Below are 21,388 nucleotides of genomic sequence, written 5' to 3' on the forward strand. Positions count from 1 at the left end.
GAAAATAAAAACGTCATTGCGAATATGTCTTCGGTTTGCTCATAAATGAGTCCATGCCGATTAAACATTTGCAATGACGTTAATTAAATTTAAAGCCTAAAAAGCTGATTATGCTTTTTCTTCAGATTCAGGAGCTTCTTCTGCTGCTTCAGGAGCAGGAGTTTCAGCAACTTCTTCTGCTGCAGGTGCTTCCTCAGCAACTGAAGCTTCTTCAACTACTTCTGTTGCAGAAGCCTCTTCAGCAACAGGTGCTTCTTCAACTACTTCTGCTGCAGGAGCTGCTTCAGCAACCGGTGCTTCTTCAACTTCTTCTACTGCTGCTTCAACTTCCGTAGCTTCTGCAGTTTCTTCAGAAACTTCTTCTTCAACTACTTCAGGAGCAGGTGTATTTTTTGCAGTAATTGCAGCGGCAATTTCTTCCTTCTTCTTAGCCTCGGCTGCTAATGCTGCTTTCTTAACTTCATCTTTCGATTTAGTCAGGCTTTCTTTCTTACCCTCAATCTTGCCTTCTTTGCCTTGTAACCACTCAGCAAATTTTGTTTCTGCCTGTTCTGCAGTTAATGCGCCTTTTTTAACACCACCTTCAAGATGTTTCTTGTACATAACTCCTTTGTATGAAAGGATTGCACGACAAGTATCTGTAGGCTGAGCTCCTTTGTTTACCCAATCCAATGCTTTTTCGAAATTGATCTCGATAGTAGCAGGATTTGTGTTTGGATTGTAAGAACCTAATCTTTCGATGAATTTACCATCTCTTGGAGCACGAGCGTCTGCTACCACTACGTGATAAAAAGGTTTTCCCTTTTTACCGAATCTTTGCAATCTGATTTTAGTTGCCATTTTTCAATATTTATGTATTCAACATATTCCCGGAGTCTATTCTGCGGGGTTGCAAAGATATTAAAAAAATAACATTTAAAAAATGGAAATCCCTATTTTTGAAGCATGTCTGAAAGAAAACCCCGAATTGCAGTGGATATGGACGAAGTTATTGCCGATCCGCTATCCAAATTTATAAAACTTTATAACCGTGATTACGGTGTCCCTCTCGATCTTCAAATACTCCCCGGAAACGAAGTTTATCATCATGTTCCCGAACATGCCAAAATGAAATTGTACGAATACATCAATGAAAAGGGCTTTTTTCGTGATCTTGCCGTGTTACCAGATAGTGTTGAAGTGCTGAAACAACTTCAGGATAAATACGATATTTTCATAGTTTCTGCTGCGATGGAATTTCCTAATTCACTGCAGGATAAATTAGAATGGCTGGCAGAATATTTTCCATTTATCGGATGGCAAAATATTATTTTCTGCGGACATAAGATCGTTAATGTGGACATCCTCATCGACGACCGCATCAAGAACTTCAAAGATTTTGAGGGCAGAAAACTATTGTTCTCTTCCCCGCATAATCTGTTGTTAACTGATTATGAAAGGGTTAATAATTGGAAGGAAGTAGGAGAAAAATTGTTGTAGGGAGAGAGTTTGTTAAATAACGCTTGTTGATAAAATTAACCGGGCTTTTTTTATTGTTTTGTTTTAAGGGGATTTTAATGATTTGAAAAGCTAGGCCTGTTGCTCTTCGGCTGTTTCAGTCGCGTGCTTCGCAATAGTTTTGGCAATAAATTGTTGAATAAGATCATATTCATTCTGCCAAAAGCTACAGCGCCCGCCCGGCTGAAGATACCAATCATCAATGGCTCTGCTTTCCTGAAGATTAAAATAGCATTTTATTATTCTCATCATCAATGTCCTTTAACAAATTCATAATTATTCAGCATTTAGGCGCTAAAGCACCGGTATTTGTTCCGTTTTGGAAGCTGAAGTTTTGGGCTGAAGCCCGGAATAAAACCGGATCTTTACCCGGAGCTAAAGCACCGGGCTATTCGGCGATATGACCATACTAAGGTTCATTATTTTTTTTTCAATCATAACATCATTACGGTCGCTCAATAGGCCCCAGCTTTAGCTGGGGTTAAGGAGTTTGTCCGGTTTCGGGCTTCAGCCCAAAATTCAGCAATAGGTAAGGACAAATAGATTGGGCTTCAGCCCGATGGACAGAACATTAAATCTTCGAATGTTTTTTAACAAAAGCAGGATCCTGACCTGGAGTTAAAGCACCGGGCTATTCAGCAATATGGCAAACATGAATAGCAGCATAATCCCAGCAATCTAAACGGGATCGAAGCGGCAGCCTTTTGCCCAAATCTAATTTATTTTATAATCCAAATTCCCATGGCAAAAGCTACAGCGCAGAGCCCGACTGAAGATCCCGACAAGCATAGGCTTTGCTTTCCAAATTAACATCCTATATAAACTTATCATGTGAAGGATCTTATTTACACCAAACGAATCCTCCAGGCCCTTGTCTCAAACACAAATACGACAACTTCGGATTTTGAATATCAAATCTATTTCAAACTTTTACCTGTAACTTTTTGTTTCACTAACAATCTAATCACAAAAAACTTAGCATGATAGTAGTAACCACAAATGAACTCGAAGGAAAACGTGTCGTAAAATATATTGGTATTGTAACTGGCGAAGCCATTATTGGTGCAAACATTGTCAAAGATTTCTTCGCAGGAATCAGGGATATCGTCGGCGGAAGATCAGGATCATATGAAGAAGGGCTTCGTGAAGCAAAGGATATCGCTTTGCGTGAAATGCAGGAACAGGCATCCCGCTTAGGCGCAAATGCGGTTTTAGGTGTTGACCTTGACTATGAAACTCTGGGAAGTAATGGAAGTATGCTTATGGTTAGTTCTTCGGGAACGGCCGTAGTAGTAGAGGATAAAATTTAATTGTCAACCCTGTCAGCGTTTAAAACGCTGACAGGGTTACACTGACAGGCTTACTTCTACATAATCAATCAGTGAATGTATCACCTTAATATGAATTTCCTGCGCCCGGTCGGCATATTCTGAACGGGGAGCACGGATTTCAACATCACATAAACCTGCCATTTTACCCCCATTCTTACCCGTCAAACCAATAACCTTCATTCCTTTCTTTCGGGCAGCTTCTATTGCGTTCAAAATATTTTCAGAATTTCCGCTGGTACTGATTGCAAAAAGTACATCTCCCTCTTTTCCAATGGCTTCAAGCATCCTCGAAAACACAAAGGCATAACCATAATCATTGGCTACACAAGACAAATGACCAGGGTCTGAAATTGCAAGAGCAGGGTAAGCAGGGCGGTCGTTGCGGTATCTTCCCGAAAGTTCCTCAGCAAAATGCATTGCATCACTCATCGAACCCCCATTTCCACATGAAATCACCTTGCCACCACTTTTAATCGCATTTACAAGAATTTCGCCTGCTTTTTCAATATTGAGGAAATTCTGAGGATCTGAAATAAAGCGGTCGAGAACTTCCTTTGCTTCAATAAAGTGGCTCTTTATATTTTCCATCAGGGATTTATCAGTTTATAAATGGCTCCTTTGGTATCCTTCGGGCCAACGTCCTGGTTAGTAAGGACATACAGCTCTGCATTATTATCTTCAGCGAAACTGAGTATTTTCAAATCTCCCGACGGTTTAGCTACAAGATTGACCGTTCCACGATTCCAGGATTCGCCATTCTTTTCAAGGTAAAATACCGGCCCTGTCCAGTCGGCAAAAATATACTTATCAGAGAGTGCGGCCAGTTCTTTTCCATGATACACAAATCCACCGGTTATACTAATCCCCTCTTCATGTTCATACTCGGCTATTGGTAAGATTAATCCTTCGGTCTTACAATTCTCCTCCGGATCAAAACAATGACTTGCCTCCATAATCTTCCAGCCATAGTTTCCACCTTTTTGGATGATATTGACCTCCTCAAATTTATTCTGACCTACATCTGCTGCAAAGAGTTGCCCGGAATTTTTATCGAATGAAAACCGCCATGGATTGCGCAAACCATAGGCCCATATTTCCGGCTTTGCTTCCTTGCCGACAAATGGGTTATCATCCGGAATTCGATAGTTTTGTTCAGCATTTACATCAATTCGTAGAATTTTCCCAAGAAGGTTATTCAAATTTTGTCCGTTACCTGTTTCTCCATGCCTATCCCCGGCGCCACCACCATCCCCAACTCCAATATATAAATAACCATCGGGCCCAAACTTCAGATCACCTCCATTATGATTACTCTCGGGCTGTTGGATGCTTAATAAGATTCTCTCACTGGCCGCATCGGCAAGCATCGGATTCGATGAAACCCTATATTCAGCAATAACAGACATATGATCGCTGCCCTTCTCTGTGGAAGGGGCACTGTAATAAACATAGAATTTTTTATTGCTCGCATAGTCAGGATGAAGGGCGATTCCGAGTAAACCCCGTTCATCATAAGCGCCACTCAATTTAATAAGCTTACTTTCCAGATTCAAAAAGGGTTTTTCAACCAGTTTATTATTCTCCAGAACCCTGACTTGCCCGGTTTGCTCGCATACCAGCATTAAACCTTCCGGACTAAAAGCCGCGGCAACCGGAGAGTGTAAGCCTTCGGCTATTTTTTCAAGTTTTAGGGAAATGTGTGGCGCTAAACTCTTTTCAGTGGTACTTTTTTTTACCGGCTCACTACAGGCTGCCAGAAAAGCAATCCATGCAAAGAAGAAAAATGCTGAATTTTTCATGTCTTACAATTTAGTTTTATAGGGAGAGGATTTCAACAATCTTTAAAAGTTCAGGATTCACCTCCGGATTATGTTTTATCGCATTGCTAAATGGCGTAAAATGAATTTTACCATTTACAATCCCGATCATTTCCCGGTTTCTGCCTGCCATGAGTGATTCTACGGCAGCCACACCCAGTCTGCTGGCTAATACCCTATCCATACAGGATGGCGGACCACCCCGCTGAATATGACCAAGGATAGAAACCCTTGTATCAGTTCCGGGAAACTTTTTTTTCACCACCTTGGCTATTTCAAATGCACCTCCGGCATCATCTCCTTCTGCTACAATGATTATCTTGGAAGATTTATCTTTACGGCTTGTTTCCAGACGGTGAAGCAAGGCATTAATATCTGTTTTTGTCTCGGGAATCAAAATAGCTTCTGCACCCGTTCCAATACCACTTCTAAGAGCAATCAATCCGGAGTCGCGACCCATAACTTCCACAATAAATAATCGATCATGCGACTCTGCAGTATCCCGGATCTTATCAACCGCATCAATAACTGTATTAATCGCTGTATCATAACCGATAGTAAAATCTGTCCCGATAAGGTCATTATCGATCGTTCCGGGAAGCCCGATTACTGGTATTTTATACTCATCATAAAATATGTTCGCACCAGTAAAGGTTCCATCGCCTCCAATCGCAACAATGGCATCAATATTATGCTTTTTTAATTGTTCATATGCTTTTTTTCTACCCTCTGAAGTGCGAAATTCTTCACTTCTTGCAGTTTTGAGTATTGTCCCTCCACGTTGTATAATATTCGCTACTGATTTACGCTCCATGGTTTTATATTCACCGCTAATCATCCCATCAAAACCACGCAGAATACCCGTTACTTTAATGTCATAAAACAAGCCGGTACGCACTACCGCACGAATCGCTGCATTCATCCCGGGTGAATCACCTCCGGATGTAAAAACCCCAATATTTTTTATGTTCGCTTTATTCATTTCTATCATTTTTGCCCGAAAGCGATTTTACCACTGTCTAAAAAATTAACGTAATTACTGATATCCAGATTGTATGCCTGAGGCTGAACCAGGACTTTGCCTTCATGATCTGCTATAACATAATATGGCTGAGAGTTGGTTCCAAATCTGGATGCCTGAAAATCGCTCCACTTTTGTCCGATAGTATTTACTTTTTTGCCGCTAAAACTTGAAACATACTTTTCATTTGCTGAAAGTTCGGTCTTATCATCTACATACAAAGATATTAAAACATAATCTTCTCTAAGCCGACGGAGAACTTCCTTATCAGGCCATACACTTGCCTCCATTTTACGGCAGTTGGTACAACTCCATCCTGTGAAATCTATCAGGATTGGTTTATTCACACTTTTAGCGTATGCAAGACCCTCTTCGTAATCATAGAATGCATCAAGACCATGAGGAGCATGAAACAGTCCGGCATACTTCTTTCCTGATGCACCCGCTTCTGTCGCCGGGCTGATGCTCCTGTTTGAGTACAAATCAAATTCCTGGGTTACCTGTGGTGGTAGCCAGGCACTGATCGCTTTCAAAGGTGCCCCCCATAGTCCGGGAACCATGTATAAAGTAAAACCAAGAATCAGCATCGAGAAAAACAGTCTTGGTAATGAGAGAAAATTAATCTCATGATCATGCGACAAACGAATCTTTCCGAGAAGATACAATGCCCATAATCCAAAAACAACGATCCAGATAATCAGAAAAACATCCCGGTTCAGAATACCCCAATGATATGCTAAATCTACATTAGACAGGAATTTAAATGCGAGCGCTATCTCCAGGAAACCTAATGAAACCTTTACCGTATTGAGCCAGCCACCTGATTTTGGCATTTCTTTGAGCCAAGACGGAAATATTGCAAAAAGTGTAAAGGGTATAGCTAATGCGGAAGAAAATCCAAGCATACCAATCGCCGGGCCAAGATAAGAGCCTTTTGAAACTGCATCAACCAGTAGAGTTCCAATTATCGGTCCGGTACATGAAAAAGAAACCAAAGCCAGCGTAAAGGCCATAAAGAAAAGGCCAACGAATCCGCTCTGATTCGATTTTTCATCCATCTTATTCACCAAAGAAGATGGAAGTGTAATTTCAAAAGCACCTAGAAAGGAGATTCCAAAGATGATTAGGACCACAAAGAAAAGTAAGTTGAATGTGGCACTGCTGGCAGCTTCATTCAAGGCAGAGGCCCCGAAAATCAATGTGATAAGCATGCCAAGTGCTACATATATGATTATAATGGATAGCCCGTAAATTATTGCACTTTGAATTCCCTTAGCCCTTGAGCCTGATTTCTTGGTAAAAAAAGAAACTGTCAGCGGAATCATCGGGTAAATGCATGGCATAAAAAATGCTGCAAGTCCGCCAATAAACCCAGCTATAAATATGCCCCATAATGAGCCGCCGGAAGAGTTAGAAACAGGCTGTATTGGAGCAATTCCGGGTGTCAGCACGCTTGTGGATGTTGAATCAGATGAATTTGCAGTTGAAATACTATCTGATTCCGGCATGGCAGCTATTGTTCCGCCTGGTGCCTTACCGGCCTCTAATGTGATAGTGAATTCAACTTCTGAAGGGGGTAAGCAACGCTCATCATTACAAACCATAAATTCGAGTGTTCCGGCAATACTTGTTTTTGGAACAAGCAAACTGACCTTCTGTTTAAATATTACCTCATCTTTATGCCATGCAATTTGCATGTTGAAATTTTTATCGAATGCGGTGACAGCTTTGGGGCTTTCAGTCACCTTATCTACTAATTTATAGTCTGAAGAAGGTTTAAATTTAAAGGATGTCGGAATCGGCCCCCCTTCTTCGATGAATTGAGAATACACATGCCAACCTTTCTCAATTTTGGCAGTAATGATCAGATTGTATTCCTTATCATTTAATTTCTCGGAAGAGAAGCTCCATTTTACCGGATCATAAATCTTCGCATTAGGATCAGGGAACTGTGCATAAGATACAACAGCCAAAAACAGAAAAATTAGCCCCAATAGTTTTTTCATATGCCCTTAATTAATAAATTCTATTTCTTTGTTATTAAAGTATCGTAATCCATTGGCTGTTTCAAGAATAAGTTGCCCTATAGAGCTTAAACCCTGAATTTTACCGTTCTGGATCTCGTTGTCAAACCTAAACAGAGCCCATGTATCTTTTAAATATAATTGGCTAAGGTACTCATCTCTAAGCTTTACAGTCTTCCCGGCTTTCAGTTGTAAATACCTGGATTCTATGATGCTGCAAATTTCGCCCAATAAATCCATTAAGTTGTAATCCTGATGTAAAGCTTGCTTCAAAGAAGTTACATTCATTAAATCTGCAGGGAAATTCTCCTGATTTACATTTAAACCTATCCCAATTATGGCATGTTTGATGGTATTGCCATGAACAATATTTTCAATCAGTATTCCGCCTATCTTTTTTTTGCCAACATAGCTGTCATTCGGCCATTTTATGGATGCGGCTCCGGAGGTGTATTTATTTAAAAAATCGTTTAAGGCAAGGCTGATGGCCATATTCAAGTCAAATTGCCGTTCAATTGGTAGGAATCCGGGATTTAAAAGGACGCTGAAAGTCAGATTTTTCCCTGCTTCACTTAGCCAAGAATTACTTGCCTGCCCTCTTCCCGAATACTGCCTGTCTGCCATTATAACAGTACCATCCAAAAATGGCTTAGATTTTGACAAAGCATCCTTGAGAAAGGTATTCGTTGAGTCTACCTCTTTTAGAGTAATTAAATTTCGACCGATAAATAGTCCTGAAAAAGTATTATTTTGCAATTAAGATGCGTTAATATGATTCAACAAAACTAATTTTTTTTAATGGTAAAAAATAAAACTGTACAAGAATCTACTTCAATCTCAGAAATAGTTGTTTTTGGAATACAAGAGAAAAAAGGAAATGAAATAGTCCGTCTGGATCTGAGAAACATCCATAGTTCAGTTGCCGATTATTTTGTTGTTTGCCATGCCGAATCCTCAACTCAGGTAAAAGCAATTGCCCAAAGTGTGGAAGATGAGGTTTTTAAGGCTTTGAAACTCGAACCCTGGAGAAAGGAAGGTTTACAACAGTCTGACTGGATAATTCTTGACTATATCGATGTAGTTGTTCACATTTTTAAAACAGACAAAAGAGAATTTTACGGAATAGAGGATCTTTGGGGTGATGCCGACATGAAATCATTCAAAAGTGCCTGATATTCAGTATTTTAACTAAGAAAATTCCTACATACAAATACTTAAAATGAAAGATAATAAAACGGATAAAAAATCTCCCATAAAAAAGATTCCAGGCAAAAAAATCGTTCCCAAAGCACCTAAGTTCAATATCATGTGGCTATATGCTGTCATCATTCTGGGCCTATTTGTGGTTCAGTACATGTTCAGTGGAAACAATGCCAAAATAATTAATTATCAGAAGTTTGAGAATGAGATGCTCAAACCCGGAGATGTTGAAAAGCTGGTCGCTTACAAAAATGGTGACCTTTATAATGTCGATGTTTACATAAAGAAAGATCGTTTAGATCAGAAGAAATATGATGATGTCCGTAATAAGAGCAGCTTCAATGCGACTACCACTGGTCCGCAATACATATTCACTTCGGCAACCTATGAGAGTTTTGAATCAAAAGTGATTGCTGCAGAAAAGGATCTTCCTCCAAATCAGCGTACCCCGATTATTTCAGAATCCAGGGAAAGTCCATGGGCAGGATGGTTCATGTCATTTATTCTGCCCGTACTTCTATTGGTAGGTTTCTGGGTATTTATTATGAAAAGAATGGGCGGAGGTGCAGGCGGGGGTGCCGGGGGTCAGATCTTTAATATCGGTAAATCTAAGGCAACACTTTTTGATAAAGAATCTCAGGTTACCATTACTTTTAATGATGTTGCCGGACTTGAAGAAGCCAAACAAGAGGTTATGGAGATCGTTGATTTCCTAAAAAATCCCAAAAAGTACACTAATCTGGGAGGTAAAATTCCAAAAGGGGCATTACTGATAGGTGCTCCGGGTACCGGTAAAACCCTGATGGCCAAAGCTGTTGCAGGTGAGGCTCAGGTTCCTTTCTTCTCGCTCTCAGGTTCAGACTTTGTAGAAATGTTTGTCGGGGTAGGTGCCTCCAGGGTACGTGACCTGTTTAAGCAGGCGAAAGAGAAAGCTCCATGTATTATTTTTATTGATGAGATCGATGCAATCGGTCGTGCCCGCGGTAAAAACAATATTGTTGGCGGAAATGATGAACGCGAAAACACCCTGAACCAGTTACTGGTTGAGATGGATGGTTTTGGTACTGATAGCGGAATTATTATTCTTGCCGCAACCAACAGGCCGGATGTTCTGGATACTGCATTATTACGACCGGGTCGTTTTGACCGTCAGATCTCCATTGATAAACCGGATTTGGTTGGACGTGAGCAGATCTTTAAAGTTCACCTGAAGCCATTAAAACTTGCTGAAGGTGTTGATGCCAAGAAACTATCAGCACAAACTCCCGGATTTGCGGGTGCAGAAATCGCAAACGTATGTAATGAAGCTGCCCTGATTGCTGCGCGAAGGAATAAAGAAGCTGTAGACATGCAGGACTTCCAGGATGCTGTGGATCGTGTAATCGGTGGTTTAGAGAAAAAGAACAAAATTATCTCTCCTGAAGAGAAACGAATTGTTGCTTATCATGAAGCAGGACACGCGATTGCAGGTTGGTTCCTTGAACATGCAGATCCATTGGTTAAGGTTTCAATCGTGCCCCGAGGTGTGGCAGCGCTTGGTTATGCACAATACCTTCCAAAAGAGCAGTTTTTATATACAACAGAACAATTGCTTGACGGAATGTGTATGACCCTCGGAGGACGAGTTGCTGAGGACATTGTATTTAATAAAATATCAACTGGTGCACAGAATGACCTGGAACGAATTACCAAATTATCTTATGCCATGGTAACAATCTATGGTATGAACGACAAAGTAGGTAATGTTTCGTTCAATGATACTCAGGGTGAATACCAGTTCAACAAACCATATTCAGAAAAGACCTCCGAAATTATTGATATCGAAGTTCGCAATCAGATTGACCGGGCTTATCAGCGGACCAAACAATTATTGACCGATAAACGTGAGGGCTTAGAGAAACTGGCTGAAAAATTACTCGAGAAAGAAATCCTGTTTCAATCGGATCTTGAAGAAATTTTGGGTAAGCGTCCATTTGACAACCGCACTACTTATGATGAGTTCGTAAATGGTACCAAAACAGAAATTACTGTAGAAGAACAACCAAAAGAAAATCTGGAGCACGAAGGTGTGGTTGATCATAATATGGATCTTCCTGAAAACAGATCATCACAGGACTAAATTATCAATTCATAAAATTCCTTTTCCGAAAGAATGAACTTTAAGATTTCTTTCTTTCGGTTTAAAAAGCGTTGTTCATGAACGAGACAACTTCTAAAGAAAAAATGCTTAAGAAGATCCGAAGGGCTCTTCTCGAGAAGCGCGACAACCCGTATCCCAATTTAGAAGAAACGGCTCTTTATGAAGAGTACACCGGCCATCTGGATTCACTTTTTGCTGAACAATTAACTGCTGTTTCAGGAAATTTTGTGTTCTGCGAAGACGAAATTGAACTTATCGAAAATCTTTTACACCTCTCAGAAGCGAAAAACTGGCGAAAGATGTATTGCTGGGAACCCAAATTACAAAAACTATTAAGTACCTACGAGTTTCCGTTCTATAGTACCGACACTGATTTTTTAAATGCCGATGTAGGGATCACAGCATGTGAGTCACTTATTGCCCGCAACGGAAGCATCATGGTTTCTAACGGGAACGCTGCCGGAAGAAGATTAAGCATTTACCCGCATGTACATATTGTTATTGCCTATACCTCTCAACTGGTACTCGACCTGAAAGATGCTTTTAAACTTTTAAAGGCGAATTATCCGGAGAATCTGCCAAGTATGATATCCAATATTACCGGCCCCAGCCGAACAGCAGACATTGAGAAAACCCTTGTACTTGGAGCACATGGTCCAAAAGAACTTTATGTGTTTTTAATGGAAGGTTAAGCAGAGGGTAATTTCATTTTCCTTTCAGAGATTGATTCTACCCAATATTGCTCGTTAATTGAGCAAATATTTCCTGAGATCCTGACTCGTCGATGTAAATCAGAATGCTTTTGGCAATAAATCCCGGACAAATGATATCCAAATGATATCTTCCTGCAGGAAGGGATTTGATGCAAACCTTTCCTGATTGATCAGAAACAGCCGTTAAACTTGCCGAATCAATACTTATTAATGCCTTATTTAAAGGCTTACCACTATCTGAAGTAACATATAGGTTTAGATCGGATTGAAACCTGTTTGCTGCAACGTTTAGGTTCTTAAATGATACCAGAACAGAGTTGGAAGGTGTTGGTAGTTCCTGCTCTATCAAGATATCGGAATCGTGATGAATCTTTTGCATTTTTATTAATTGCATTAATTAAAAACAACATTAAATTCCTCATAGGTTGTTCTAGATATATAAATATACGTATTCTATTCTATGTTACAATTCTGTTACATTTTTTTGATCAAATCATTGATTATTGCGCTGAAAAAATTCCATTGATCAAATCATTGATTTACTAATATTATTAGTGTTTTTGTATCTTCGATTCGTGACACATATTAAAAACAATGCATATTTTAAAGGGAGAGGAGCTCAGGTAAATACCCATAATAGGTTTTTAAAAACTAGCTATGTTACTGAACATGAAGAAGGTATAGACGAGTTTATGCTGGAAAACAGCGTCACACAATTATTTGAAGAGCATCCCAAAAATATCGTAAGCAATTCAAAAAGTCCGGACTTGCCTTTTTCACAATCTATGAATCCATATCAGGGATGTGAACACGGCTGTCTCTATTGTTATGCACGGAATTCCCACGAATATTACGGATTTAGTGCCGGATTAGACTTTGAACGGAAAATAATTGTCAAACGAAACGCTGCAGAATTATTGGAAACCTTTCTGAACAGGAAGGGATATGTACCCTCAACTATCTTTAAATAAATACATGAGTGGCAGAAGCATGAGACCCTATAATTTCGAGCATTTTAGTCCGGTTAATGGGAAACAGCTTAATTTATTTTAAGCAAATTTTTATTTTAAAAAGAATACGTACCTTTAATACAGTAAACCAATATAGTATTCAGTATAATTTCTTTTAATGAGCACTAATATCAAGTCTGTTATCATTGGGACCGGTAGTTTCGTACCCTCCAACATCATACCAAACAAAGACTTTTCAGAACATCGCTTTTTCGAAAAAAATGGAGAACCCATTTTACGGGATAATGAAGAAGTCATACAAAAGTTTCAGGACATCACAGAAATTGAGGAGCGCCGCTATGCCAATAAAGATCATATGGCTTCCGATCTGGGATATTTTGCAGCTTCAAACGCAATCGAAAGCTCTGGAACAGATCCTGAAACTCTGGATTATATCATTGTCGCACATAATTTTGGAGACATTGCTCCCGGCAGCACAAGGGTTGATGTTTTGCCTACCCTGGCATCCAGAATTAAGCATAGACTGGGGATAAAAAATCCGGATTGTGTAGCATATGACCTGCCTTTCGGTTGCCCGGGATGGCTGCAGGGAATGATACAGGCAGATTATTATATTCGGTCGGGAGATGCAAAACGGGTTCTGATCATTGGCACAGAAACTCTATCGAGAGTTACTGATCCGCACGATCGTGATAGTATGATTTATGCAGATGGTGCTGGAGCAACGATATTGGAAGGAAGAGAAGGTGTTGAAGAGGGTATTTTGGCGCATAAAACACAAACCCATACTTCTGATGAGGCTTATTATTTGTATTCCGACAAATCCAGCAATCCCGACCTTATATCAGATGATCAGTTTATAAAAATGGATGGCAGGAAGATTTATGAATATGCCTTGAAAAATGTACCATTGGTAATACAACAAACCCTTGAAAAGTCTGGAACAGACATTAATGACATAAAGAAGGTTCTGGTTCATCAGGCAAATGGCAAAATGGATGAGGCTATTCTTAAAAGACTCTTTAAACTTTATGGAATCAGGGAGGCTCCGATGGATGTTATGCCAATGACCATTTCAAAATTTGGGAACAGTTCGGTAGCTACGGTGCCTACGCTGCTGGATATGTTATTAAAAAACAAGCTTGAAGGTCATCAAGTCAAAAAAGGCGACCGCGTTGTTTTCGCTTCTGTAGGATCAGGAATGAATATTAACGCAATGGTTTATAATTTTTAATTATTCACGTTTTAAAATCCAGTTTTCGCTCTTTTCCAAAAAAAACCAGCTCTCTGAGTGCAGTAACAGGGCGAGCGATCAAAAGAAAAGATAAAAAATTAAGAATAAAAAAAGCGAGCAGTGGATACTGCTCGCTTTTTTTTATTTTTTAAATTAAAATATTAAGCTACCGGATTTTCTTCCAAAGCAAACCCTTCATCAACCAGGATACGTCCGCAATGCTCGCAAACAATAATACGCTTACGCTGACGGATATCCAATTGTCTCTGCGGCGGAATCTGATTAAAACATCCGGAGCATGAATCGCGCTGAATGGTTACAACTGCAAGACCATTCTTTGCATTGCTTCTTAAACGGTTATAAGCGATCAATAAACGCTCATCAATATGTTTTTCAGCTTCCTGAGCCTTTAAAAGAATACTTGCTTCATCTTTTTCAGTTTCAGCAGTAATTGTATCTAATTCAGCTTTTTTAAGTTCAAGATCTTTTTTACGCTCAGAGATATTAGCCAAAGCACTCTCATAAACTTCAGTTTTATTCTGAATCTCAAAAGAATATTCCTTGATCTTTTTCTCCGATACCTGAATCTCTAAGCCCTGAATCTCAATTTCCTTAGAGATTGCATCATATTCACGATTGTTTTTAACATCGTTAAGCTGAGTTTCGTATTTTTTGGTAGCGGCTAAAGCCTCCTTGATCAGATTCTTACGGGTTACGATTGAATCTTCCAATTCATCAAGATCAGCTTTAATTTTTTGTATACGGGTTTCCAAACCTGCAACCTCATCCTCAAGGTCAGCAACTTCCATCGGGAGTTCACCTCTTGTTTGACGGATCTTGTCGATCTGTGTATGCAAAGTCTGAAGTTCGAATAATGCTTTTAATTTCTCTTCTACTGATTTTTCCATTAAATCAAATAATTTATGGGGTTTGTGTTCTGTACTGTTAAACGGAGTGCAAAGTTACTAAATTTTTCTGTAATTAATTCCAACAATAATTCCTGCGTAAACTGCTCACTCTCAAAATGTCCAACATCTGCAATAATCAGTTTTCCTTCAGCATCAAAAAACTCATGGTATTTAAAGTCGCCGGTTATAAATATATCAGCTCCGGCGCTCAGTGCCTGAGGAAGAAGAAAACTTCCTGAACCACCACAAACAGCCACTCTGCGTATCTTTTTTGACCTCAATGCGGTGTGCCTGATAACTTTGGCACCCAGTCTTTCTTTCACAAAATTTAAAAAATCCAATTCATCCGAGTCGCTCTCCAGATTACCTATCATACCTGATCCCACCTGTGGATGGCTATTATTTATGGGATATAGATCATAGGCGGGCTCCTCATAAGGATGTGCTTCATAGATTGCAGCGAGAATTTTCTGTTCCAGATATACCGGATAAATAGTTTCAATCCTGATTTCCGATTCATGATGCTGCTTGCAAGGCTCTCCAACAAATGGATTGCTGCCTTCGCCACCTTTGAAAGTGCCCAGGCCGCTTGCATTATAACTGCATTCAGAATAATTGCCAATATTGCCGGCTCCTGCCCTGAACATAGCTGCTCTTAGCGCTTCTGCATGAGCTTCTGGACAAAATGTAACCAGCTTCCTGAAAGAAGCCTCCCTTGGCTTTAAAATGGCAGAATTCTTTATTCCTAGCTTATCACATATCTTCTTATTTACGCCAATGGATACATGATCCAGATTTGTATGGATTGCATACAAAGCAATATCATGCTTAATGGCTTTCATCACCACCCGTTCCACATAAGATTTACCATTAAACTTCTTTAAACCCTTAAATACAATAGGATGATGTGAAATAATCAGGCTCAAACCTTGCTGAATCGCTTCATCAACAACAGATTCTGTACAATCTAAGGAAATAAGGGCACCTGTTATTTCCTTATCCGGATGACCCACGATCAGGCCTGAATTATCATAATCTTCCTGGTAGGCAAGCGGAGCCAGTGATTCGAGAAAAGATGTAATCTCTCTTAATTTCATAAACAAAGATACCCATATGTTTTTAGTGAGGAAATTCGGAGCATAATGTATTGCCAAATCATTCCACGGCTTAGATCCCGGGCCAGGAAGCCTATAAGCTTTAACTATTACCTAAAAAATAGCAGTGTTTACAATGAGTTCTCAGTACCCTGGTTGCTCATTATTTTTACAAGCTGAGCACTTTCATAAGCCGCTTTTCGATTAAACTCAAGAGTGATGGATTTATGATTAATAACATCTACTATGGTGCCAATAAAACATAAACCTACTGTTAGAAAATAAAGAATACCCATTCCCATTTGACCCGTAATAAACCGCTGAATACCCGCAACGCCAAGAAAGCCAAGCAGGGTAAACAGAAGTATTTCCTGAGGGTCCTTTCGCCTTTCCGAGTAGAACATTGCAAAATTTTGAGTTTGGCCCGGGTTCATTCCTGCAACCACCTGTTTCAGGTATGAATACTCCTCAAGGCCCATGCCTTTAAGGTTAATAAGCGGATCATTTTCCATAATTAATTAGGGTTTGTAATCTTAAATTTATCGGGAATATTTTCAATAATTGCAACATCCGGTAATTCAGAATCAGAAAAGCCGGTATTCCAAACCAATGATGTTCGATCGATAAGCGAAATTCTCCGTGTAATAAAAACCGGATTGAACGGCCTAATCCGCATCCAGGACACCAACTGAAACCCAGGTTCTCCAAAGGGCATAAACTGGAATGCGCAGATCCGGCTGCCGTAAAAGCCAAAAATAAAATGGCAGCTGCCCAGGCCAATAACTCCAATGGCAGTCTCATTAACAAGCTATAAAACTGGTTTTTATTCATTAATCTGCTCAATGATACCCTAAGAATTCTAATTTGGGTTAAATAAATATAGTTTAAATTCTGATTTCTACCTAGGAATTATACCCCTTTTACTGCCACAATCGATTTTTGCCGCACCAAAACGTATATTTGCGATGAAAATCAGATTGTGAACATTCGGGATATTTTAAAGCAGTATAAATCGGACCCCCGGATTGCAATTCTGGCAGAAACCCTCAATAAAGGGGGAAAAGGGCGTGTTCATTTAAGAGGTTTGGTCGGATCAAGCGATTCAGTCATTGCGCTAGCTTTGCATTTTTTGTTACACCGGCACATGGTCTTTGTGCTTCCCGAACGCGAAGAAGCCGCCTATTTTCTTAGTGATCTCGAGAATCTGCTCGAAAAGGAAGTTCTTTTTTTTCCATCCTCCTTCAGAAAATCATTTGAATTTACCCTGGTCGATAGCAATAATGTTTTACAACGGGCAGAGGTATTAAACGAACTCAACCATTCGTCTGAATATGGAAAAATTATTGTAACCTATCCTGAAGCATTGGCTGAAAAGGTAATTGATCGTTCTGCACTCGAAAAAAATACGCTCGAAATTGCTGTAGGAAATAAGCTAAGTATTGATTTCATCAATGAATTTCTAATTGAATATGATTTTGAGCGGGTAGACTTTGTTTATGAACCGGGACAATTTTCTATCCGGGGCGGAATTGTGGATATTTTCTCTTTCTCTCATGACCTTCCCTATCGGATTGAGTTCTTCGCTGATTATATTGAAAGTATCCGGACCTTTGAAATTGAAGATCAGCTATCCGTTCAACAGGTTAAAAGCATCACTGTGGTGCCGAATGTTCAATCGAAATTCCTTACCGACCATAATATTTCCCTTCTTGAATATATTGATCAGGACAGCATTATCTGGTTTAAAGACGTGGAGTTTACCTTTGATGTAATAAAAGGCGGATATAAAAAGGCAGTAGAATACTGGAAGGCACTTTCATCTGAGGATAAACAGCAAAACCCGCATTGGATCGACCCAAAATTTAATTTCACAGATGAAAAAATGCTTGCTGATCAGCTACGGGATTTTGATATCCTGGAATTTGGTAAACAGTTCTATTACCGGGCTGATGAGACGATACATTTTGATATTAAACCCCAGCCATCCTTTAATAAGGATTTTAACCTGCTGATTCATAATTTTAAAGAAAACGAGAAATCAGGCCTCGAAAATCTAATATTTACAGATTCTACAAAACAGATCGAACGTCTCTACAGCATTTTTGAGGATCTGAATGCAGGTGTAAAATTTAGTCCGGTTCACCTTTCTCTGAGAGAGGGATTTATAGACCACGCGCAAAAACTGGTTTGCTATACCGATCATCAGATTTTTGACCGTTATTATAAATACAAGCTTAAAAAAGGCTATATCCGCAACCAGGCAATCACCCTTAAAGAATTGCGCGAGTTAAAGCCCGGAGATTTCATTACCCATATTGATCACGGGATCGGCAAATATGCTGGTCTTGAAAAAGTGGATGTAAATGGCCGGTCACAAGAAATGATCCGATTGGTCTATGCGGACAATGACCTGCTTTATGTCAATATCAACTCCCTGAATCGCATTTCCAGGTACTCAGGTAAGGAAGGTACCGTACCGAAAATGAATAAGCTCGGCACCGATACCTGGGAGAAGCTGAAAAAAACAACTAAAAAAAAAGTTAAAGATATTGCCCGTGACCTGATTAAGCTTTATGCAATCAGAAAGGCACAAACCGGAACTGCATTTTCACCCGACACCTATTTACAAACTGAGCTTGAGGCTTCATTTATTTATGAAGATACCCCTGATCAGGTAAAAGCCACGGCTGATGTTAAAAAAGACATGGAATCGGCACATCCAATGGACAGACTTGTTTGTGGGGATGTGGGTTTTGGTAAAACAGAAATAGCTATCCGTGCTGCATTTAAAGCGGTTACCGATAGCAAACAAGTGGCTATTTTGGTGCCAACTACCATTCTGGCATTGCAGCATTTTAAAACTTTCCAATCCCGCCTGGTTGATTTTCCATGCACAATCGATTATATCAACCGGTTTAAATCAGCAAAACAGATTAAAGATTCCCTTCAAAACCTTGCTGACGGTAAGATTGATATCATCATTGGTACCCACCGTATTGTAAGTAAGGATGTAAAATTTAAAGATCTGGGTCTGCTGATTATTGATGAAGAACAAAAGTTTGGGGTCAGTGTGAAGGAAAAGCTTAAGCAGTTCAGGGCAAATGTAGATACTCTAACACTAACTGCCACTCCTATTCCAAGAACCCTGCATTTTTCACTGATGGGCGCCCGGGATCTGAGTATTATCAGCACCCCGCCACCAAACCGCCAGCCTGTACAAACAGAACTGCATGTATTCAATGAAAAACTGATCAAGGAAGCGGTGGAGTATGAAATAGACCGGGGCGGACAGGTATTCTTTATTCACAACCGTGTGCAGGATTTGATGCAGCTGGGGGGCTTGATCAATACCCTGGTTCCAAAAGCCAGAATTGGTATTGCCCATGGGCAGCTGGAAGGCGATGCACTTGAAGATGTGATGTTAAAATTCGTAGGGGGTGATTATGACGTTCTTGTTGCTACAACAATCATTGAGGCCGGTCTTGATATTGCAAACGCCAATACCATACTGATCAATCATGCACATATGTTCGGATTGAGTGACCTGCATCAGATGCGCGGACGTGTAGGCCGATCCAATAAAAATGCATTCTGTTATTTATTAAGTCCGCCGCTTTCCACCCTGACCAATGAAGCCCGAAAACGCCTCAGTGCGATCGAAGAATTCTCTGACCTCGGAAGCGGCTTTAATGTAGCAATGCGCGATCTGGATATCCGCGGAAGCGGAAACCTCCTGGGTGCCGAACAAAGTGGATTCATTGCAGAAATCGGATTTGAGATGTACCATAAAATTCTGGATGAGGCTATTCAGGAATTAAAGGACGATGAGTTCAAAAATCTGTTCAGTGATGAAAAACCAAGACCATTCATTTCATTTACCCATGTAGATACCGATCTGGAGGTGATGATCCCCGATGAATATGTGACCAATATCGCTGAACGATATAGTTTATATACCGAACTTTCAAACATAGAGAACGAACTGGCGCTCGATGATTACCGGCAAAAACTTACTGATCGCTTTGGACCCGTTCCTCATCAGGTAAATGAGTTAATTAATACCTGGCGCCTGCAATATCTGGGAAAAATGATCGGTTTTGAAAAAATCACTTTTAAAAAAGGGGTACTTCGGGGGTATTTTATTGCGAACAAACAGTCACCCTACTTCGAAACGACACAGTTTGGACGTGTCCTCGAATTTTTACAGGCTCACCCCAGAATAAGTAACCTGAAAGAGGTTAAAAACACCCTAAGGCTGGCAATTGAACATGTTCAGACATTGGATATGGCAATAGAAATACTACAGGAGCTGGCAGGAGAACCTGCGGCAGTTTAATTCCCAAGCTGAAAGGTTATTGGCAGAACATAAGATGTTCTTACGGGTTTTCCGTTAGCCATGCCTGGCCTCCATGCCGGTGAAGACCTTAGTACACGGATTGCTTCCTCATCACATCCTCCTCCTATACCTCTTACTACCTTAAAATCACCAAGATTTCCGTTCTTGTCTACAACAAAGCCAATATAGACCTTTCCTTGAATTTTGTTTTGACGTGCCTCAACAGGATAACGTAACCGGGATCCAAGATACTTACCCAAAGCCAGCTGCCCTCCCTGAAACTCAGGCGCAAGCTCTACACTGGCAAGGTCATATAATTTTCCCTCATAACGCGCTTCCGGATTAGAACTTTCTATGGGTACCGGTAAAGGTTCTGTAACCATTTCCGGAACGGTTGATGCCTGACTATAGTCAACTTCACTGTAAATTATACTGTCGGGAACATAATTAAGTGTTGTTACAACCAGATTTTTAATTTCAGCTTCCCTGAGCGACGTGATCTTTCCTTCCTCATTCACCCTTAATTCAAATTTTATATCTCCGGACACGTCAGCATTTCGGGAAGGCTGCCGATAACTAACTTTTGCCCAGTAAGTTGCAAGCAATTCATTGCTATTGCGATTGTATTCAAGGCTGGAAACAATCCAGGTAAGATTGTAGTTCTGAAGATCGGCCATTCGCTTAGCATGAACGTCTTTCAGACGCTTATAAGTAAGATTATGATAATTAAAATAGGTTCTGGTAATGGATGAAAAATAGCTCGGAGGATCAAAATATCCCTTCCTTTGATCGTTATAAAATGCTTCAATAAACTTAATGAGCGATCTCCGGACCTCTTCATCACTCATATTTGAATTCTCGACCAGAACATCAGAATTATTGTCATCTATAACAGACACAACTTCTTCTTTTTTATCTGAAAATAAAGAACTGACGTCATCTACATAGAGCGTAAGATAACCCATAACAAGAATTAATGTCCCAAGCCCAATGGCCATGAATCTCAATGAGCGGTCTTTTATTACTTCATTCTCAGGCATGGCGTCATGCTGTGTTATATTCTCTCTTTCCAATTATTAGTATTTATACTTATAATAATAAA

General features: G+C 39.9%; 21 protein-coding genes and 1 pseudogene. 9 read left to right on the forward strand and 13 right to left on the reverse strand.

What is annotated here, in order from left to right; genetic code table 11:
• Nucleotides 1–288: 288 nt before the first annotated feature.
• Nucleotides 289–840, reverse strand: a pseudogene (locus tag Q8S11_RS02100) (30S ribosomal protein S16); the annotation flags it as partial.
• 105 nt (nt 841–945) lie between these two features.
• On the opposite strand from Q8S11_RS02100, the gene Q8S11_RS02105 reads away from it, so the two are divergent.
• Nucleotides 946–1,479 carry a 5'(3')-deoxyribonucleotidase gene (locus Q8S11_RS02105; protein ID WP_305660426.1) on the forward strand — a complete coding sequence of 178 codons (534 nt, stop codon included), beginning with the start codon at nt 946–948 and terminating at the stop codon, nt 1,477–1,479.
• A gap of 90 nt (nt 1,480–1,569) precedes the next feature.
• Here the strand turns inward: Q8S11_RS02105 and Q8S11_RS02110 are convergent, their stop codons facing one another.
• Nucleotides 1,570–1,749, reverse strand: a complete 180-nt coding sequence (locus tag Q8S11_RS02110; protein ID WP_305660427.1) for a hypothetical protein — start codon at nt 1,747–1,749, stop codon at nt 1,570–1,572.
• 2 nt (nt 1,750–1,751) lie between these two features.
• Between Q8S11_RS02110 and Q8S11_RS02115 the strand changes: the two genes are divergently transcribed.
• Together Q8S11_RS02115 and Q8S11_RS02120 are read left to right on the forward strand one after the other, a co-directional pair.
• Nucleotides 1,752–1,901 (forward strand): hypothetical protein, encoded by a 150-nt coding sequence (locus Q8S11_RS02115; protein ID WP_305660428.1) that lies wholly within the window; start codon nt 1,752–1,754, stop codon nt 1,899–1,901.
• Nucleotides 1,902–2,477: 576 nt separating this feature from the next.
• Nucleotides 2,478–2,807, forward strand: a complete 330-nt coding sequence (locus Q8S11_RS02120) for a heavy metal-binding domain-containing protein (protein WP_305660429.1) — start codon at nt 2,478–2,480, stop codon at nt 2,805–2,807.
• A 36-nt stretch (nt 2,808–2,843) separates the two neighbouring features.
• Here the strand turns inward: Q8S11_RS02120 and lpcA are convergent, their stop codons facing one another.
• From lpcA to Q8S11_RS02145, 5 genes are read right to left on the reverse strand one after another with little or no spacing between them, the layout of a single operon-like run.
• Nucleotides 2,844–3,416: a D-sedoheptulose 7-phosphate isomerase gene (gene lpcA / locus Q8S11_RS02125; protein ID WP_305660430.1), complete on the reverse strand. Its 573-nt coding sequence runs from the start codon at nt 3,414–3,416 to the stop codon at nt 2,844–2,846.
• On the reverse strand, nt 3,416–4,627 hold the full coding sequence (locus Q8S11_RS02130) for a sorbosone dehydrogenase family protein (protein WP_305660431.1): 1,212 nt from the start codon (nt 4,625–4,627) through the stop codon (nt 3,416–3,418). Before Q8S11_RS02130 ends, lpcA begins: the two co-directional genes overlap by 1 nt.
• A 16-nt stretch (nt 4,628–4,643) precedes the next feature.
• Nucleotides 4,644–5,627 (reverse strand): 6-phosphofructokinase, encoded by a 984-nt coding sequence (gene pfkA / locus Q8S11_RS02135; protein ID WP_305660432.1) that lies wholly within the window; start codon nt 5,625–5,627, stop codon nt 4,644–4,646.
• 5 nt (nt 5,628–5,632) lie between these two features.
• On the reverse strand, nt 5,633–7,672 hold the full coding sequence (locus Q8S11_RS02140; RefSeq protein WP_305660433.1) for a thioredoxin family protein: 2,040 nt from the start codon (nt 7,670–7,672) through the stop codon (nt 5,633–5,635).
• Between the two features lie 6 nt (nt 7,673–7,678).
• Nucleotides 7,679–8,446: a biotin--[acetyl-CoA-carboxylase] ligase gene (locus Q8S11_RS02145; protein ID WP_305660434.1), complete on the reverse strand. Its 768-nt coding sequence runs from the start codon at nt 8,444–8,446 to the stop codon at nt 7,679–7,681.
• A gap of 42 nt (nt 8,447–8,488) precedes the next feature.
• Between Q8S11_RS02145 and rsfS the strand changes: the two genes are divergently transcribed.
• The 3 genes from rsfS to Q8S11_RS02160 all read left to right on the forward strand — a co-directional run bounded on the left by rsfS (nt 8,489) and on the right by Q8S11_RS02160 (nt 11,722).
• Entirely contained in the window at nt 8,489–8,863 is a 375-nt protein-coding gene (gene rsfS, locus Q8S11_RS02150) for a ribosome silencing factor (RefSeq protein ID WP_305660435.1), read from the forward strand.
• A gap of 46 nt (nt 8,864–8,909) precedes the next feature.
• Nucleotides 8,910–11,009, forward strand: a complete 2,100-nt coding sequence (gene ftsH, locus Q8S11_RS02155) for an ATP-dependent zinc metalloprotease FtsH (RefSeq protein WP_305660436.1) — start codon at nt 8,910–8,912, stop codon at nt 11,007–11,009.
• A gap of 77 nt (nt 11,010–11,086) precedes the next feature.
• Nucleotides 11,087–11,722, forward strand: a complete 636-nt coding sequence (locus Q8S11_RS02160) for a lactate utilization protein (RefSeq protein ID WP_305660437.1) — start codon at nt 11,087–11,089, stop codon at nt 11,720–11,722.
• Between the two features lie 37 nt (nt 11,723–11,759).
• Here the strand turns inward: Q8S11_RS02160 and Q8S11_RS02165 are convergent, their stop codons facing one another.
• Complete coding sequence (locus Q8S11_RS02165; protein ID WP_305660438.1) at nt 11,760–12,137, reverse strand: carboxypeptidase-like regulatory domain-containing protein; 378 nt, start codon at nt 12,135–12,137, stop codon at nt 11,760–11,762.
• Nucleotides 12,138–12,318: 181 nt separating this feature from the next.
• On the opposite strand from Q8S11_RS02165, the gene Q8S11_RS02170 reads away from it, so the two are divergent.
• Together Q8S11_RS02170 and Q8S11_RS02175 are read left to right on the forward strand one after the other, a co-directional pair.
• Nucleotides 12,319–12,714: a hypothetical protein gene (locus tag Q8S11_RS02170; protein ID WP_305660439.1), complete on the forward strand. Its 396-nt coding sequence runs from the start codon at nt 12,319–12,321 to the stop codon at nt 12,712–12,714.
• 157 nt (nt 12,715–12,871) lie between these two features.
• Nucleotides 12,872–13,948 carry a 3-oxoacyl-ACP synthase III family protein gene (locus tag Q8S11_RS02175; RefSeq protein WP_305660440.1) on the forward strand — a complete coding sequence of 359 codons (1,077 nt, stop codon included), beginning with the start codon at nt 12,872–12,874 and terminating at the stop codon, nt 13,946–13,948.
• Between the two features lie 161 nt (nt 13,949–14,109).
• Here Q8S11_RS02175 and Q8S11_RS02180 read toward each other — a convergent pair whose 3' ends face one another.
• The 4 genes from Q8S11_RS02180 to Q8S11_RS02195 form a co-directional block, all read right to left on the reverse strand.
• Nucleotides 14,110–14,856 carry a zinc ribbon domain-containing protein gene (locus Q8S11_RS02180; RefSeq protein WP_305660441.1) on the reverse strand — a complete coding sequence of 249 codons (747 nt, stop codon included), beginning with the start codon at nt 14,854–14,856 and terminating at the stop codon, nt 14,110–14,112.
• Nucleotides 14,856–15,953 (reverse strand): Nif3-like dinuclear metal center hexameric protein, encoded by a 1,098-nt coding sequence (locus tag Q8S11_RS02185; RefSeq protein WP_305660442.1) that lies wholly within the window; start codon nt 15,951–15,953, stop codon nt 14,856–14,858. The genes Q8S11_RS02180 and Q8S11_RS02185 overlap by 1 nt, the downstream gene beginning before the upstream one ends.
• Nucleotides 15,954–16,081: 128 nt before the next feature.
• The gene (locus tag Q8S11_RS02190) at nt 16,082–16,462 is read right to left on the reverse strand and encodes a TM2 domain-containing protein (protein ID WP_305660443.1); all 381 of its coding nucleotides are present in this window, start codon (nt 16,460–16,462) and stop codon (nt 16,082–16,084) included.
• Nucleotides 16,452–16,781 (reverse strand): DUF2752 domain-containing protein, encoded by a 330-nt coding sequence (locus Q8S11_RS02195; protein ID WP_371135119.1) that lies wholly within the window; start codon nt 16,779–16,781, stop codon nt 16,452–16,454. The genes Q8S11_RS02190 and Q8S11_RS02195 overlap by 11 nt, the downstream gene beginning before the upstream one ends.
• A 148-nt stretch (nt 16,782–16,929) precedes the next feature.
• Between Q8S11_RS02195 and mfd the strand changes: the two genes are divergently transcribed.
• Nucleotides 16,930–20,286 carry a transcription-repair coupling factor gene (mfd, locus tag Q8S11_RS02200; RefSeq protein ID WP_305660445.1) on the forward strand — a complete coding sequence of 1,119 codons (3,357 nt, stop codon included), beginning with the start codon at nt 16,930–16,932 and terminating at the stop codon, nt 20,284–20,286.
• On the opposite strand, the gene Q8S11_RS02205 is transcribed toward mfd, so the two are convergent.
• Complete coding sequence (locus tag Q8S11_RS02205; RefSeq protein WP_305660446.1) at nt 20,283–21,359, reverse strand: energy transducer TonB; 1,077 nt, start codon at nt 21,357–21,359, stop codon at nt 20,283–20,285. The two genes, mfd and Q8S11_RS02205, sit on opposite strands and share 4 nt — an antisense overlap.
• Between the last annotated feature and the right edge of the window lie 29 nt (nt 21,360–21,388).

This window comes from Daejeonella sp. (assembly GCF_030695525.1).
GTDB lineage: Bacteria > Bacteroidota > Bacteroidia > Sphingobacteriales > Sphingobacteriaceae > Daejeonella.